This window comes from Bacillus sp. SD088 (genome assembly GCF_017355205.1).
In the GTDB taxonomy this organism is placed as follows: domain Bacteria; phylum Bacillota; class Bacilli; order Bacillales; family Bacillaceae_C; genus Lederbergia.
Map to the genome: position 1 here is coordinate 72,047 of NZ_JADIJK010000006.1, position 14,907 is coordinate 86,953.

At 37.0% G+C, this 14,907-nt stretch carries 15 protein-coding genes and 1 pseudogene; 14 read left to right on the forward strand and 2 right to left on the reverse strand.

Going from position 1 to position 14,907, the window contains the following annotated elements; all coding sequences use genetic code 11:
* Positions 1-30 precede the first annotated feature (30 nt).
* The 8 genes from IPU53_RS07160 to IPU53_RS07195 all read left to right on the forward strand — a co-directional run bounded on the left by IPU53_RS07160 (position 31) and on the right by IPU53_RS07195 (position 5,926).
* Positions 31-867 carry a GNAT family N-acetyltransferase gene (locus IPU53_RS07160; protein ID WP_207449331.1) on the forward strand — a complete coding sequence of 279 codons (837 nt, stop codon included), beginning with the start codon at positions 31-33 and terminating at the stop codon, positions 865-867.
* 13 nt (positions 868-880) lie between these two features.
* On the forward strand, positions 881-1,297 hold the full coding sequence (locus IPU53_RS07165) for an NUDIX hydrolase (protein WP_207449563.1): 417 nt from the start codon (positions 881-883) through the stop codon (positions 1,295-1,297).
* 12 nt (positions 1,298-1,309) lie between these two features.
* Positions 1,310-1,837: a GNAT family N-acetyltransferase gene (locus tag IPU53_RS07170; protein ID WP_207449333.1), complete on the forward strand. Its 528-nt coding sequence runs from the start codon at positions 1,310-1,312 to the stop codon at positions 1,835-1,837.
* 514 nt (positions 1,838-2,351) lie between these two features.
* Entirely contained in the window at positions 2,352-2,543 is a 192-nt protein-coding gene (locus IPU53_RS07175) for a nucleotidyltransferase domain-containing protein (RefSeq protein ID WP_242698121.1), read from the forward strand.
* 41 nt (positions 2,544-2,584) lie between these two features.
* Positions 2,585-3,616, forward strand: a complete 1,032-nt coding sequence (locus IPU53_RS07180) for a serine hydrolase domain-containing protein (protein WP_207449335.1) — start codon at positions 2,585-2,587, stop codon at positions 3,614-3,616.
* Positions 3,617-3,627: 11 nt separating this feature from the next.
* A complete protein-coding gene (locus IPU53_RS07185; protein ID WP_207449337.1) occupies positions 3,628-4,209 on the forward strand; it encodes a GNAT family N-acetyltransferase in 582 nt (193 codons plus the stop codon).
* 43 nt (positions 4,210-4,252) lie between these two features.
* Positions 4,253-5,110: a GNAT family N-acetyltransferase gene (locus IPU53_RS07190; protein WP_207449339.1), complete on the forward strand. Its 858-nt coding sequence runs from the start codon at positions 4,253-4,255 to the stop codon at positions 5,108-5,110.
* A gap of 39 nt (positions 5,111-5,149) precedes the next feature.
* On the forward strand, positions 5,150-5,926 hold the full coding sequence (locus tag IPU53_RS07195; protein ID WP_207449341.1) for a class I SAM-dependent methyltransferase: 777 nt from the start codon (positions 5,150-5,152) through the stop codon (positions 5,924-5,926).
* 152 nt (positions 5,927-6,078) lie between these two features.
* Here IPU53_RS07195 and IPU53_RS07200 read toward each other — a convergent pair whose 3' ends face one another.
* On the reverse strand, positions 6,079-7,506 hold the full coding sequence (locus IPU53_RS07200) for a L,D-transpeptidase family protein (protein WP_396019918.1): 1,428 nt from the start codon (positions 7,504-7,506) through the stop codon (positions 6,079-6,081).
* A gap of 344 nt (positions 7,507-7,850) precedes the next feature.
* On the opposite strand from IPU53_RS07200, the gene IPU53_RS07205 reads away from it, so the two are divergent.
* From IPU53_RS07205 to IPU53_RS07220, 4 genes and pseudogenes are all read left to right on the forward strand, one after another.
* A complete protein-coding gene (locus tag IPU53_RS07205; RefSeq protein WP_207449345.1) occupies positions 7,851-8,333 on the forward strand; it encodes a GNAT family N-acetyltransferase in 483 nt (160 codons plus the stop codon).
* Positions 8,334-8,847: 514 nt separating this feature from the next.
* Positions 8,848-9,732 (forward strand): annotated as a pseudogene (locus IPU53_RS07210) (serine/threonine protein kinase).
* 38 nt (positions 9,733-9,770) lie between these two features.
* Positions 9,771-10,349: a GNAT family N-acetyltransferase gene (locus IPU53_RS07215; RefSeq protein ID WP_207449347.1), complete on the forward strand. Its 579-nt coding sequence runs from the start codon at positions 9,771-9,773 to the stop codon at positions 10,347-10,349.
* Between the two features lie 204 nt (positions 10,350-10,553).
* The gene (locus tag IPU53_RS07220; RefSeq protein ID WP_207449349.1) at positions 10,554-10,829 is read left to right on the forward strand and encodes a hypothetical protein; all 276 of its coding nucleotides are present in this window, start codon (positions 10,554-10,556) and stop codon (positions 10,827-10,829) included.
* 43 nt (positions 10,830-10,872) lie between these two features.
* Here the strand turns inward: IPU53_RS07220 and IPU53_RS07225 are convergent, their stop codons facing one another.
* Positions 10,873-11,652: a TetR/AcrR family transcriptional regulator gene (locus IPU53_RS07225; protein ID WP_207449351.1), complete on the reverse strand. Its 780-nt coding sequence runs from the start codon at positions 11,650-11,652 to the stop codon at positions 10,873-10,875.
* 299 nt (positions 11,653-11,951) lie between these two features.
* On the opposite strand from IPU53_RS07225, the gene IPU53_RS07230 reads away from it, so the two are divergent.
* Entirely contained in the window at positions 11,952-13,406 is a 1,455-nt protein-coding gene (locus IPU53_RS07230; RefSeq protein WP_207449353.1) for an NAD(P)/FAD-dependent oxidoreductase, read from the forward strand.
* 347 nt (positions 13,407-13,753) lie between these two features.
* Positions 13,754-14,893 carry a 5-methyltetrahydropteroyltriglutamate--homocysteine S-methyltransferase gene (locus IPU53_RS07235; protein ID WP_207449355.1) on the forward strand — a complete coding sequence of 380 codons (1,140 nt, stop codon included), beginning with the start codon at positions 13,754-13,756 and terminating at the stop codon, positions 14,891-14,893.
* The last annotated feature ends 14 nt before the right edge of the window (positions 14,894-14,907 follow it).

Below are 14,907 nucleotides of genomic sequence, written 5' to 3' on the forward strand. Positions count from 1 at the left end.
TTTTAAAATATAAAGAAAGAGGTGTGATCAATGTCGCTTATTTTGACGGAAGAGCTTGCACGTAGAATCGAACAATCAGAAATAGAACTTTTGGAATCACGATTGACAGGTGTTCAGAAAATAGAAGGTAACCCGATGGGGGGGGAAATAAAAAAATTTGGTGATGCTGTTGCCTTTTATGTAAAGAATATTCCGGGTCCCTCATTCAATAATGTGAAGGGGATTAGTGGGAATCAATTGGATGAGATTGATGCCATTTTAGATTTTTATCATGAAAGAGAAATATCAGCAAACTTTGAAATCACTCCTGCTCATTGTTCTGCTGAACTATTTCAGTTGCTTTCAGAGAGAGGCTATTTTCAATGCGGCTTCCGTACGGCACTTTATGGTCCAGTAACGGATGATATTCTATTGAACACAGAAGAAGACAGTTCGATTTCGATCCATGAATTTGAGGATGATGAATTTGCTATTTTTGGCCGGATTTATACGAAAGGGTTTAACATGCCATCTTCGTTAATCGATTTTGTGGCGCAAAATAATCAGGTTTTGCATCATAATGAGCACTGGACCTTTTACTTGGCACGTGTAAAAGGGGAGCCAGCCGGAATAGGTGTTTTATTTGAACAGAATGGGATAGCAACGCTCGCTGCATCCGCGACCACACCTGAATATAGAAATAAAGGTGTGCACAGCGCTTTAGTCAAAAAGCGATTACAACAGGCTCAACAAAATCATTGTCATATGATTGTCGGACAAACAGGTTATGGCAGCGGAAGTCTTAGAAATATGGAAAGAGCTGGAATGAAAGTTGCCTATACGAAGGCGATTTGGACAATTCTGATACCGAAAAAGGGATGTTTTTAATATGGAAGATACAATGCAAGGATATAATGTTCTAATGGTCTATAGCAACGATATGAAGGCGTTGTTAATGTGTGAGCGATTAAGGGACCCATATAAAGGCTTAAGTAATTTTGTTGGTGGGAAAATTGAAGATGGAGAAACTGGCATGGAAGCAGCCTATCGGGAATTGTTTGAAGAGACAAGCATTTCAAAAGCAGATGTGACACTGCATCATGTCATGGATTTTACCTACTATGTTCATCAATGCTATGTGGAAGTTTATGTTGGCAGGTTGAAGCGGGATATCCAAGTTTCAGGAGATGAAAATGAGTTGTATTGGACGGATTTGAAGCAAAACTTTTTCGATATGAGCAGGTATGCGGGGGAAGGTAACATTGGGCATATGATTGAGCAGGTAAATATGATCAAGGATGAAATTTTATCGGACTAATTGGAGGACGCCATGAAGATTAGACAAGCTGAACAAACAGATGCGAAAGGCATTGCAAAAGTACAGGTTGATAGTTGGAGAACAACCTATAAGGGGATTGTGCCGGATAAGTATTTACATAGTATGACATATGAGAGCAGGGAAGAAAAATGGAAAGATATCATTCCACAAACAGCGGTATTTATTGCTGAAACTAATACTGGAGAAATTGTTGGTTTTGCTAACGGAGGGAAGGAACGAACCGAGAAATATCCAAATTATATAGGAGAATTATATGCCATTTATATCCTAGAAGAGTACCAGAGGGAAGGCATAGGGAGGCTGCTAGTAGAGGCTGTAATTGAGGATTTACAGGAGAATAATATTTTCTCGATGATCGTCCAAGTGTTGGCAGAAAACCGCTCCCGTTTCTTCTATGAATCTCTCGGAGCGAAAAAAATTGACACGGCTGAGATTGAAATAGCAGGAAAGCAGCTAACTGAATTTGTATATGGTTGGGAAAATATAAATACAATTGTTGAAAATGACGCTTATTCGTAACAAGAATAAGCGTCATTTTTAATTTGATTATATTTATAAATAGAAATAAGAATTAGTTTTACAAATGCTCGAAAATAAAACACTAAATTCACAAAATATTTCCATTAAACTATATAAATATGAACAGTTGTATGGTAAAATGATGAAAATTAATGGTGCAAGGAGAATTTCGATTAATGATTATACAAGTTCTTATCTAATGAATTAAATAGTTCGGTCGAAAAAAGCGGATCTTGTAATAGGAGAAGTATGTCCTTTTTCGATTGACAGATAAGAACAATCATATTTACTCCTTTATTTCGTTATAAGGTAGTCTGAGAACTTTCCGAATTTTATACAGTTAATCACAGGATGGTAAATGAGTGTTTGTTCATTTGCCATTCTTTTTTTATGTGGAAAGGGCATCGAGAATCGTGCCATTTTTTTATGTAAACAAAGGGGGTGCATGATAATGATAAATTCACACCAGAATCGTTTAGAGTTGAATAGATTTTACCGAAGGGGAGAGTAATTGATGGCAGATGCTATGGCGATCGCCAATATTTTAGTTGATAGGATTAAAAGAACATATAAGGATGATATTGCACTTGTTGCTTATTATGGTTCCTATGCACAAGGTAAGGCCACAGCCTTATCGGACCTAGATATGTTTTTTATTCCTTGCACAGAAAAGGGATTTGAAGCCAGCTTTCACTGTATGTTGTAAGTATGGATTTGAACAGCTAGTTAAATAATGGAGGGAATCAGATGAATACTAATATTATAAAGCGCTTAAATCAGATTCAAGATGAAAATCACTTTTCAGGGGCAGTCCTTGTCCAAGAAAACAATGAAGTTTTGGCAGAGACAAATTATGGATTCGCGAACCGTTCCGAACAAATTGAAAATCAGCCAAGTACACGTTTTGGCATCGCTTCTGGATGTAAACTTTTTACGGCTATCGCCATTTGTCAGCTTGTTGAAGCTGGAAAACTATCCTTTGATACAAGATTAAAAGAGTGTCTAAGCTTTTCTTTCCCTCATTTTTCTGAAGAGGTCACTGTCCATCATCTTTTAACACACACATCGGGCATCCCAGACTACTTCGATGAGGAAGTGATGGATGATTTTGAAGAGTTGTGGATTCAGACTCCAATGTATCAAATAAGAAGTTTACAAGACTTTCTTCCGCTATTTCAAAATCAGCCCATGAAATTAAAGGTAGGGGAAAGATTTCACTACAACAATGCCGGATATATTTTGTTAGGGCTGATCGTCGAACAGGTCAGTGAGCAAAAATTTGCCGATTATATCAAGCAAAATATTTTTACAAAGGCTGGTATGGTGGATTCGGGTTATTTCGAATTTGACTCTCTTCCTTCAAGGACAGCACTTGGTTATCTAGATTTTTCTGACGGTAGTTGGAAAACAAATATTTACTCACTGCCGGTAAAAGGTGGCTCTGATGGGGGAGCATTTGTGACTGTTAAGGATATGGCAAATTTATGGAAGGCACTTTTCAATCATCAACTGTTAAGTGAAGCCTATACGTGTAAATTGCTCACTCCCCATATTTACAGTGATGATGAGAATAGCTTTTATGGCTATGGGGTCTGGATAGAGAAAAAGGGAGAGTCCATATTGAAATATCATATAATGGGCTATGATCCGGGTGTTAGTTTTCATTCTGCTTATTATCCTGAAAACAATATTCAATCAGTTATATGCTCAAACAAGTCGGAGGGAGCTTATGAATTGTTTCAAGGAATTGAGGAAGAAATCATAAAAAATCCCTTATAAGGAGTAATTTGATGGAACAAAAAAGATTGTATAACTTATTTAGAATCGATTGTGTCGATCTTTACCTCCAAGAGTTTCGAATAGAAGATGCCGAAAGTATATACAGAATTTCCAATCAGCCGGAAATATCAACATTCCTACCAGACTGGAAATCAACAAAAGAACAGAGGATTGAGTGGACGGCCCAATACGAAATACCAGCGAATCAAGCATTTCTTCAGGCTGCTAAAACTGCAAATATAGACGGCCATTTTTTGAAACTTGGCGTATTCATAAAGGAAACAGATGAATGTATTGGTTGGTGCTGTACGGGAATGAAAGATGAGCTGCCTCAGCCGAACAGAGAGATTGTATATGCTATTTCAAGTCAATATCAAAAGAAAGGATATGCAACGAAAGCTGCAAATGGCTTAATAGAGTATTTGTTTACGCATACAAATGTAGAAAATATGAACGCCATTGCTTTGATTCAGAATCTACCATCCAATAAAGTGATTCAAAAATGTAGTTTTACTTACCTACGTCAATTAACGATTGACAATCAACGTTACAATCACTACATGCTAAGTAAATCAGATTGGAAGAAAGGCTAATGCTCGTTCAATTTTTATTACCTTCCAGAATAGGAGTTTGTATATGTCAAAATATAAATTAGAACAGGCTGAAAAGGACTTGTTTGCTGTGTATCAAGTCATTTATGCCGATGCGGATATTGAAATGTGGTATGACTGGAATACTCGACTAAATGATACTACGTTTACGGATCAATGTTTTTGGCTTATATATAATAATGAAAAAATAGGCGGTGCGATTATTAATAATCAGACGGTTATGTTTCCGTTTTTGATCGCACCTTTTTCGGACAGAACTGTATTTTGGAAGGCGCTATCTAGTTGTTGCAATGACATTCGTCATATTAATGGGGTATTGCAAAAAGATATCGATATTTTGCTAACATTAGGATATAGCATAGATGTCACTCGACAGGTAATGTGCTGTCCAGCTGATGCGAGCATCACAGCGAAGTTACCCGCTGGCTTCACTTTGCAAGTTCTAAATAAAGAGTTTGATCGTAAAAAAATAGCTGAGGTGATGATGGAAGGATACAAGGGAGGCATTGATTATAAAGTCTATGGCACCCCAGATGAAGACGAGGTCCTAAAGGATGTGGAATATCTGCTGAAGGTCTATCAATATAGGAATCTTTCCATTGTTCTACTTGATGAGGAGCAAGAAATTGCCGGACTTTGTATTGCTGGCATCAGTAAAAATATGCCATTGGGATTTGCCGAGATCGGTGATATGTGTGTCGTCCCTAAACACAGAAACAAACGACTTGCTGAATATATGCTCAAGTATATAAGAGCAAGTGCTAGTGAGCACACAAAGGTCGTGAAACTCTGCGTTACGGTCGGCAACCATGCCGAAGCCCTTTATCGAAAAGTTGGCTTTTATCCTGGTCCGAGATTTTCCAATATGAGTAAAGGAATATAGATTGTGTGAACCAGAATAGAATGAGAGGAGGAATGGAAAGTGGGAATTGACTTTCACAGCGAGAAAAATCAGAGAAGCTATACAACGCGAAATGCTGACCAATCATGGATTGAAGCAATAAATAACCTTGTACCAATCGAAAATATATCTAGCGCTTTAGATATTGGCTGTGGTGGCGGCATTTATTCGAAGGCATTATCAGATATGGGAGTGACTTCTGTTACTGGAGTCGATTTTTCCCAGGCCATTCTTGAAGGTGCAAGAGAAAACTGTAAAGAATATCGGAACATCTCTTTCCAGTTTGGGAATGCGTTTGATACTGGCTTAGCTAGTAGTAATTTTCAGTTACTGCTTGAAAGGGCTTTGATCCATCATATTAAGGATTTAGAAGCTTGTTTCAAAGAGGCATATAGAGTGTTGAAGAATGATGGCTTTTATATTGTTCAAGACCGTACCCCTGAGGATTGTTTATTAGCAGGGAACGAAAACCATATCAGAGGGCATTTCTTTGAACTTTTCCCAAGATTAGTTGAAAAAGAGACGAATTGCAGATACCATAGTCAGCTCGTTATCGAAACTCTTAAAGCGGTAGGATTTAGAGATATCGAAGAAGTTAAGTTATGGGAAGTCAGAAAAGTATATGTTACGAAAGAACAATTACTTAGTGACTTAAAAGAAAGAACGGGGAGAAGTATCTTGCATGAATTAGCTGATAAAGAATTGCAGGAATTAATCGATCATATAGATGCCTCACTAGCAACAACTGATACCATCGTTGAAAAAGATCGATGGACGATTTGGAAGGCAGTGAAATAATCAGCTTGAGAGGTTTTCAATGACAATTCATGATGGTTAGCTGCTGATGGTGGAAGAGCTAGCTATGGGTTAAATATCAAACAGATCTGATAGCTCCTACTATAAAAGGACGGTTTTGAACTTCATTGTTAGAAGCTCAAAAACCGTCCTTTTTAATAAACTATTACAGGATCGTATGTGTTGAGGTTATCATACACTTTTTTCATTACGTTCGGAGGCGTATTGACGCAACCACCTGAACCATCATTGAGATAGGCTGTTTGCGCCCAGTTATTCCGCCAGCTGGCATCGTGAAAACCTTGCCCGCTGTTTGTAAATGGAGCCCAGTATTTCACATCAATTTCGTAATCAGGCTTCCCTACTGCACTACCTTTTAGTGTGTATGGGGTTCGTTTAAAGAGAATATACCAAACTCCAGGAGAAGTATCTTCGCCGGTACTATGTTTGCCTGTCACTACATCTGTTGAGACGACTAATTTTCCATTTTTGTAAATCCATATATGCTGTTCTGCAATGGAAACTTCAGCATATGTGTCACCAATACCGTTATTCTTGGTAGTTTCATAGCCAATGCCTTCATTTGTCCAGCCATGTCCGTAAATATTAGAGGCCGAGATGGATTTTTCTCCTTTTTCAAAAGCTTTTTGAACACTTGCTATTTCTTTATCGAGATCTAATGCCCAGCCATAACCTTGTGCTTTTACGGAAATAAGCTTGCCTGACTGTGTCTTAAAATCTATATTTTTATCTAAAGTAGACTGGGCTTGGTTAATTTCATCAATCTTGTTCTTAATATTATTTGCGCTGATTGTCACTTCATCATCATTTGAAATAGTAGCGTTTTTAATTAATTCACTTGCTTTTAAGGTATACACTTTATCCTGTACCTTATAATCAACAGTTCTCTCCAGGAAAGCCTGATACTTTTTTTCCAATTCCTTCACCATTGGGTTATCTGCTTCGACAGGCTTTAAGAATGCCGGCTTTAGGTGGATATCGCTCGTATATTTCTGTTGCTTATAATCTTCTAATATAGCTGGAATATCATATTGTTCTCCACCGATACTGTCAGAGATGACAACTTTACCATTCTCTAATTTAACCTCTGCATCTTGAGGAGCCTTTAAGTTCTCGTTCATGGATAGGAGTTTTTCTTCTAATTGTTTGTACAGTGTTTTGCTTCGAAACTCATCCGTTTTTTTCGGCATCAACCAGTGACTTTGTTCCTCTGAGGAAGGAAAAAATGTCCACTGTTTTTTTAACAATTTTTTTAGTACATGTATGTCTTGATCCGAAAATGCCATTTTCGTACCATTCTCATCTAGAATAAGTTCGTCATCTATATATACTTTGTTCGTTAACGTAGATGTTTCTAGTTTATTGATTGCCTTTTTTACTGTTAGCCCACCTACATTTACATCATTAATGGCAATTTTTGAGTTGAAATGAGTTGCCTGATAGTAGCTTAGACCTGCAAGTAGGATAGCAGCCACAATTGCAATAATTCCTATTACAATTAAAAAACGTTTTACACCTGGTGTGAATCGACTTCGTCGAGTATTTTCTACAATTGGTATCATGATCATTCCCTCCGCTACTTGGTTTTCACCGAAGAACTAAGTTTATTTTACCATGAAATTACAAATATTACAATTTTATTACAGAAATTTATGTGAGAATTGTTTGATAATTTGTGGTATTTCAGGAATATATCTTGTTCGGTTTGAAAGATACTAAATAACTAGAAGAATAGCTTTTTCAATTCAGACAAAAAAATTATAGCCAGTTATTCTCTTGAATAGGTTAAACTCGAATGTTATGTTTAGATAAATGTTTAAGTAGTTTTTTCAATACTTGGATAATACTTTATTAATGGCCGCAAACCCAGGGGATTTTTTGAAGATATGAGGGGAGAAGAGTAATTATGATTGAATTAAGAAAAATAACTGATGAAAATTTTGAAGAGTGTATCGAGTTAGATTTTACACAAGAACAGTGGCAACATCTCGCTAATAATGCTTACAGTTTGTCGGAGGCATTTGCATTACAAAATGATGGAGTTATAACCCCTATGCCATACGTTATTTATAACAATGATGTGATGGTAGGGTTCACCATGGCAATTTATGAGCCAATTGATGAGAACGATCCCGATGAAGATGAAAATCACTTTTATATTTCCAGATTGATGATTGACCAAAGATATCAAGGGAATGGTTATGGAAAGCGAGCATTGGCAAAGTTTATCGATGTTTTGAAATCGCTATCTTATGGGGCCGATTCCATTATGCTTTCTTGTGCAAAAAAGAACACGATTGCTTATAGATTATATGAATCACTAGAATTTGTTGATACTGGAGAGCTTGACGAAGATGGGGATTGTTATATGAGGTTAAGTCTCACATAATAAAGAACTTTGAGTTCATGGGGCGATACTAGTAAATTGTGTAAATCTGCATTGCCTTTTGAAAATGAATCACGTATACTATGGATACTTTAAAACGAAAGGGGTGAGGTGGATGATTACTAAATTCAATAAGTTTGGTCTTTTATCGTCCTCGCCTATTATGAAGCGTTCCCTAAGGACGGAAAAGATGTAAGGGCTTTTCACAAATCATGATAATGTGAAACTTCATTCAGTAAGGATGTTATTATCCCCAAAAGATTGCTAGTTGATCCAGGATAAAGAAAAAGGAGAGCCAAAGATTATTTTGGTTCTCCTTTTTCTTTAAAAAGTCTTCCTAGAATATCCTAATTGGCTGGATTTGTGAAAACAACAAAAATCAGTTTCCAAGCGACTATGAAAGGAGGCGTTGTTTTATGAAAATGACAATTATTTTTAGTGGGGTACAATTCAAAGGGTGAACGTATCATTGCCCCTAAAAACTACGTGATCCCGATTTATAGGAGGATCAGGATTTATGGTAAATTTTGAGCATCAGAATTTAATTACAATAACAATCGACAACATAAGCTTTCAGCTAAAAGCAAAACAAAATTTTTCATGGTTGAAGAAATTTGGCGAAGTTTTTTGCGTATTTGATGAACAGGATTCTGGAAATATTAGTTTCGGAGTCAAAAATAATAATAGAAAGTTTTTTGTTAAATATGCCGGAGCCGAACCGAAGGATTTCTCTGGAAATCCAAAGGATGCAGTGAATCGATTAATAAAAGCAATCCCGGTTTATAAAAAACTAGAACATCTACATTTAATAAAATTGCTCGATCATTTCACTGCGGATAATGGATATGCAGCCGTATTTGAATGGTTTGAAGGGGAGTGTTTACATTCTCATTGGTCTTTTGCTGGAAAAGCAAAGTACAACCACCCGGATTCACCTTTTTATCGTTTTAGAAATCTTGACTTGCAGCAACGTTTAACTTCCCTTGATATGATTTTTTCTTTTCATACTTATGTAGAATCGCAAGGATTTGTTGCTGTCGATTTTTATGATGGCAGTATTTAATACGATTTTAAAAATCATAAAACAAAAATTTGTGATATAGACTTTTATCGCCCATCACCATCTCTGAACGATATAGGAGAACAATTTTGGGGTGCTGCCAGATCTAAATCACCTGAAGAGTTTACTATAGGCAGTCCAATTGATTCGAAAACCAATGTCTTCACAATGGGAGCGATCACATTTGGATTACTGGGCGGTGAAATGGATCACTCCTTTTCAAAATGGGAAGCGGGAAAGAAGCTATATGAAATAGCATTAAAGGCTGTTGAAAAAGATCGAGAAGAACGTTATTCCACTGTCAAAGAATTTTATGAGGCATGGAAAATGGCTTTAAGATGAGGTGTTGTTTTCTTTATTACAGAATAGAGGTGTTATTTATGGGAATAACGAAAATTCTTGCTGAATTGCCAACATTAGAAACAGAACGTCTTGTCCTAAGAAAGATAAGAACAGAGGATTTAGGAGATATGCATATTTACGGGTCAAACGATGAAGTATCAAAACATGTAAGCTGGAACACACATCAATCTTTATCAGATACCAAGGCATTTTTGGATAATATATTGGAGCAATATAAAAAGAACAAGATAGCCTTTTGGGGGATAGAACTCAAAGAAAATCGAAAGCTTGTAGGGACAATAAACTATGTAACGATAAGCCTAAAGCACAAGAAAGCCGAAATAGGATATATTCTCTCTCAAGAATTTTGGGGAAAAGGGATAATGACAGAAGCAACAAAAGAAATAATAAAATTCGGCTTTGAAAAAATGAATTTGGTAAGAATTGAAGCAAAATGTATAGTAGAAAATACTGGCTCTCAGCGAGTTATGGAGAAGGCAGGAATGATATTTGAAGGCACCATAAGAAAAGGAATGTTTACGAAAGGAAAACACAGAGATCTAAAGTCGTATTCAATCTTGGAAGAGGAATTTTCACGTAAAAAAATAGAGAAGTAAAATAAACATAGAGCAGTTTGATAAGGTCAAGCTGCTCTATATCCTTTCAAACAAATACCTACTCCAAGACTTTTACCGATTCTTGTTATTTCTCCTCGCAATAAATGCCAATAAAAAAAATTTCGAATTGTTCGAAATACTGACAATAAGATGAGTAAGTTCTTACAACTAATTGTGTAAAATATATACAAAGGGGAGGATTTGATGAATCGTATCGGACTGTCCTTTGTTGTATTATTGATTTTGTCTGCTTGTTCTTTAAAAACGTCTACGGATTCACTTACAGATCAACATACAACTCCAGAGATTGCTACAATCGCAACCATAAACCCAGAAATGTTTATCTATCAACATAATTACGATAATATGGACAGAGGAAATCACGATTACACTGAAAAATCGCTCGTTATTGAACAGCAAGATGAAGGCTTTATAGAAGTCAGGAAAGGAAAGACGGCAACACAAAATGTGTGTTATTAAGCCGTCTAATTATTTTTCAGATGTCTATGGGGACAGTCCCCATTTATTCATTTTTTGATTTTTCCTCTTTTAATTGAAGATAGTGCTCAATTCCGTCTAATAGCCGTTCTAACCCAAAATCAAGATCATTTCCAACATTGTTATTTTCATTGTTCTCGTCTGTATAGACCCCAGATGCAATGATAGGCTGTAAGTTTGGGAAGTGTTCGCTTGTAACCAATTGTTTAAGTGCACTGCTATATTCTTGGCCACTAAGCGTGCTGGGGCTGGCTCCTGCCTGAATTGCCTGTGTCATATCCCGTTGAATCATACCACACCCGCGAGCATAATTACTGATTAACAATATAATGGCCATCTTCTCATGATCATTGAGGAGAAGATTGCGTAGGCCACCAAGGGCCCAATCCACAGCTTTAAGATTATTTGGTGTGCTAGGAACACCTGAAATAGGAATATCACCAAACCATGGATGCTTTATGTATACCCCAACGATCGCGTGAAAGAAGTTGCGAAGATTTTTTCGCCAATCTATATCATTTTTTTTCAGTGAGTTTGGAATATCACATGCCGCCTCCTGCATAAGAAGTAGTAAATCGTCTTTACTCGGTATATATCGATAAAGCGACATTGATGTGAAACCAAGTGATGTTGCGACTCGATTCATAGATACAGCCAATAATCCCTCTTTATCGGCAATCGCTATTGCGGCTTCTACAATTTGCTCGATACTCAATTCCCTTTTTGGTCCTCTCTTCGGTTGTTTCCCAAGCCCCCAGCTAAGTGCAACACCACGTGGTAATCCCTCACCCATCTTTTCTTTCATGTTTTTCCCTCCAGTGTTTACTGATTCCTTTGACTCCTTCGAATAAAGAAAAAAAGTCGTAATTTAATATATCGTTCCAATCCAGTGCTTTGGATAAGGTAAATGTTTTAAATAGAGGATTTTTATGATACAAATTCCTTTATTTATTATTTAACTTTTTCAAAAATGGCTAAATGTATTGTTGCAAAATTATTGTATACGATATATACTGCATATGCAATAAACAGTATATGGTATATTCGGTTAATGGAGGATTACTCCATCTGGTTATATGTTTTTTATTTCAAGGGAGGAATATCATGACAATTGCAAATCTTGCACTTGCAAAAGGGAAAACGGAACGGGCAATTATTATTGGAGGGGGCATTGGAGGATTGTTAGCCGCAAAAGTGCTTTCAGATTATTATGACGAGGTGCTGATTGTGGATAGAGATGATTTTCCTGAAGAGCCTGAAAATCGTTCAGGTGTTCCGCAAGGATTTCAGCCACATCGTTTAACCCCTCGTGGGAAAATGATTATTGAGGTGCTCTTTCCTGGTCTTAACGCTGATCTGCTTGCACAGGGAGCCGCTTCAACAGAGAACAAGAGTTATCGATTTATCAATCAATATGGAATTTTGAGTGTACCAAACACAGAAAAGGATGTTATGTGTAGTAGGGCGTTACTGGAATGGGGATTACGGCGGCGTATAAAGGAAATTTCGCATGTTCGTTTTCTTCCTAAACAAAGTGTTATTGGTTTACAAACGAATCAGGATCAGACAATAGTTACTGGCATCCGTGTAAAAGAACGAGGACAGTCTAATCTAGAGAAAGTAATTACAGCTGATATGGTAATAGATACAAGTGGACGACAATCCAAACTGGCAAAATGGCTTCAGGACTTGGGAAAAGTTATACCAAAACCAGATATTTTAAAAGTCTCTCTTGGATATAGCACCCGTCATTATAAGATCCCACCAGATTTAGCTGAGAAATGGGCACTTATTCATGTAGAAGGAGAATCTGTTAGAAGAGAAAATACCGGGATTTTTGCCATGATTGAAAATAATATTGCAGAGATGTTACTTTGGAATGCGGGTGGTAACTACCCAACTACGGATGCCGAAGAATATGAACAGGCAGTTGCGAATCTCAAAGATCCTATTGTCACTGCTATTTTGGAAAAACTAGAACCGATTACAACACCTAGAGGGTATCGGATAAAAGAATTGTTTCGTAATCGTTTTGAGCAAATGCCACATTGGCCGTCCGGATTGTTGGTCCTTGGAGATGCATTATGCAATTTTGATCCTATTTATGGGCAAGGGATGACAATGGCTGCTATCGAAGTAGAGGCACTGGAATCCTGCTTGCGGGATCAACGCGTCAACCCTCAGCCGGATTTTGAGCTTAGCGTACTTCAAAAATTGCAGGAAGTGATTGAACCTACCTGGTGGCTGAACGCGGTTGCAGATTTAAAATGGCCCGGGGTAGAATATGAAGGTCGGCCATTGAAAGGAATTCCTTTTGCTCAGAAGTATTTTGACTTATATCTCAAACAGGTAACAACCCAAGGTGACTTCGAGCTATTTTCACTGTATTGGGCTGTGAATTCAATATTGTTTTTACCAAATCAAATAATCAATTCGCAAATGATGGAAAGCATTCTTAATGGGACGGAAGAAGGAAAAAACTGGCTTGCTGAACTCACTGAAGCTCACGGTCAGAAGATAGAGAATGTAATAGCTGAGAATATTCCCTTTTTTAAGTAACAGGCGGGACGAAAACGGTTCTCCCAAGTAAACATGTAATTCGTTCAGATGGTACCCCTTCTCCAGTAGGCAAACCAAATATGTTCATCATTTTATTCAATTGTTTGTATCTGCTATTTACGTTGATCAGATATTAAGACTCAACTGCATCTAAGTGCTAGCGTTGGATTCAAAATCAGTGGATGTTCACGAGCACTCTATAGTTTTAGGTTATAGCAATGTATAGAGTTTAGATCTTGAACAATATTGGTTAAGCAATGTTATACTTAACCTACATCAAATAAGGAGAGTATCGTGGACGGAAACTACTACTCTTCTTGCTTTAGGGGAAGGGAGAATGGCTATTGATGGCAAATAAATTACCCTTGAAAGGTGACCATGTAGGGAGCTTTTTAAGAACTGAATCTATCAAACAAGCAAGAGCAGCTTATGCTAAAGGGGAAATCGATAAAGCTTCGTTAAAAGAAGTAGAGGATCGTGAAATTGAAAAACTTGTACAAAAACAAATTGAGGCAGGCTTAAAAACAATCACTGATGGTGAGTTCAGACGGATTATTTGGCATCATGATTTCTTTTCCGGTTTTGAAGGGATTGAATTAATTAAAAATGAGAGAAAAGCAACATTTGGTGGTGGGAATAAACCAAAACCAATTACCATTGTTGTCACAGATAAAATTAAAAATAACCATCATTACATGATTGAACACTTCAAATTCTTGAAGAAAGTTGTAGATAAGTATGGCGATGGAACGCAGGTTACGAAATTTGCCATTCCAGCACCAAGTGTGATTATGTATCGTTCCATTAATGAAAGAGAGAAAGAAATCTATTCAAATGCAGTCGATATGTTTCATGACTTAAGTGTTGCATATCGAGAAGTGGTGACTGCTTTATATGATGCGGGTTGTCGTTATATACAATTTGATGACACGACTTTTACTGCATTTAATGATCCGACTTTTACCAAACGTATGATGGATTCAACGGGATTAAGTAAGGACGAGATCTTAGATCTAATCATTAAAACAACGAATGATGCTTTACAGGATAAACCAGAAGATTTAACCACAACAGTCCATATGTGCCGTGGAAACTTCCGCTCAAATCACCTGCATACGGATGGCGATTACGCATATGTCACACCTATTTTTGATCAATTACATTATGACGGATTCTTTCTAGAATATGATGATGAACGCAGCGGCGGTTTCGAGCCATTAAAACATATAAAACGTCGTGATGTTGAAATTGTCCTTGGCTTAATTACATCTAAATTTCCGGAATTGGAAGATCCTTTGATAATAAAAGAAAAAATTGCTGAAGCAAGTCAATTTATTCCCTTAGAAAACTTAGCTATAAGCCCACAATGTGGGTTTGCTAGCTCAGAAGAGGGAAATGTTTTAACAGAAGAGGAACAATGGAATAAGATCAAACATATGATTCAAATTGCTGAAAGTGTATGGGGAAAAGTATATGCCAATAAATGAAATTAAGATCAGTG

Bases quoted from the DNA above. Each gene is read 5' to 3' on its own strand.
- IPU53_RS07205 (WP_207449345.1), top strand. From the start codon at position 7,851: ATGATTGAATTAAGAAAAATAACTGATGAAAATTTTGAAGAGTGTATC.
- IPU53_RS07225 (WP_207449351.1), bottom strand. From the start codon at position 11,652: ATGAAAGAAAAGATGGGTGAGGGATTACCACGTGGTGTTGCACTTAGC.
- IPU53_RS07165 (WP_207449563.1), top strand. From the start codon at position 881: ATGCAAGGATATAATGTTCTAATGGTCTATAGCAACGATATGAAGGCG.
- IPU53_RS07235 (WP_207449355.1), top strand. From the start codon at position 13,754: ATGGCAAATAAATTACCCTTGAAAGGTGACCATGTAGGGAGCTTTTTA.
- IPU53_RS07230 (WP_207449353.1), top strand. From the start codon at position 11,952: ATGACAATTGCAAATCTTGCACTTGCAAAAGGGAAAACGGAACGGGCA.
- IPU53_RS07215 (WP_207449347.1), top strand. From the start codon at position 9,771: ATGGGAATAACGAAAATTCTTGCTGAATTGCCAACATTAGAAACAGAA.
- IPU53_RS07180 (WP_207449335.1), top strand. From the start codon at position 2,585: ATGAATACTAATATTATAAAGCGCTTAAATCAGATTCAAGATGAAAAT.
- IPU53_RS07220 (WP_207449349.1), top strand. From the start codon at position 10,554: ATGAATCGTATCGGACTGTCCTTTGTTGTATTATTGATTTTGTCTGCT.
- IPU53_RS07170 (WP_207449333.1), top strand. From the start codon at position 1,310: ATGAAGATTAGACAAGCTGAACAAACAGATGCGAAAGGCATTGCAAAA.
- IPU53_RS07185 (WP_207449337.1), top strand. From the start codon at position 3,628: ATGGAACAAAAAAGATTGTATAACTTATTTAGAATCGATTGTGTCGAT.
- IPU53_RS07160 (WP_207449331.1), top strand. From the start codon at position 31: ATGTCGCTTATTTTGACGGAAGAGCTTGCACGTAGAATCGAACAATCA.
- IPU53_RS07200 (WP_396019918.1), bottom strand. From the start codon at position 7,506: ATGATACCAATTGTAGAAAATACTCGACGAAGTCGATTCACACCAGGT.
- IPU53_RS07175 (WP_242698121.1), top strand. From the start codon at position 2,352: ATGGCAGATGCTATGGCGATCGCCAATATTTTAGTTGATAGGATTAAA.
- IPU53_RS07190 (WP_207449339.1), top strand. From the start codon at position 4,253: ATGTCAAAATATAAATTAGAACAGGCTGAAAAGGACTTGTTTGCTGTG.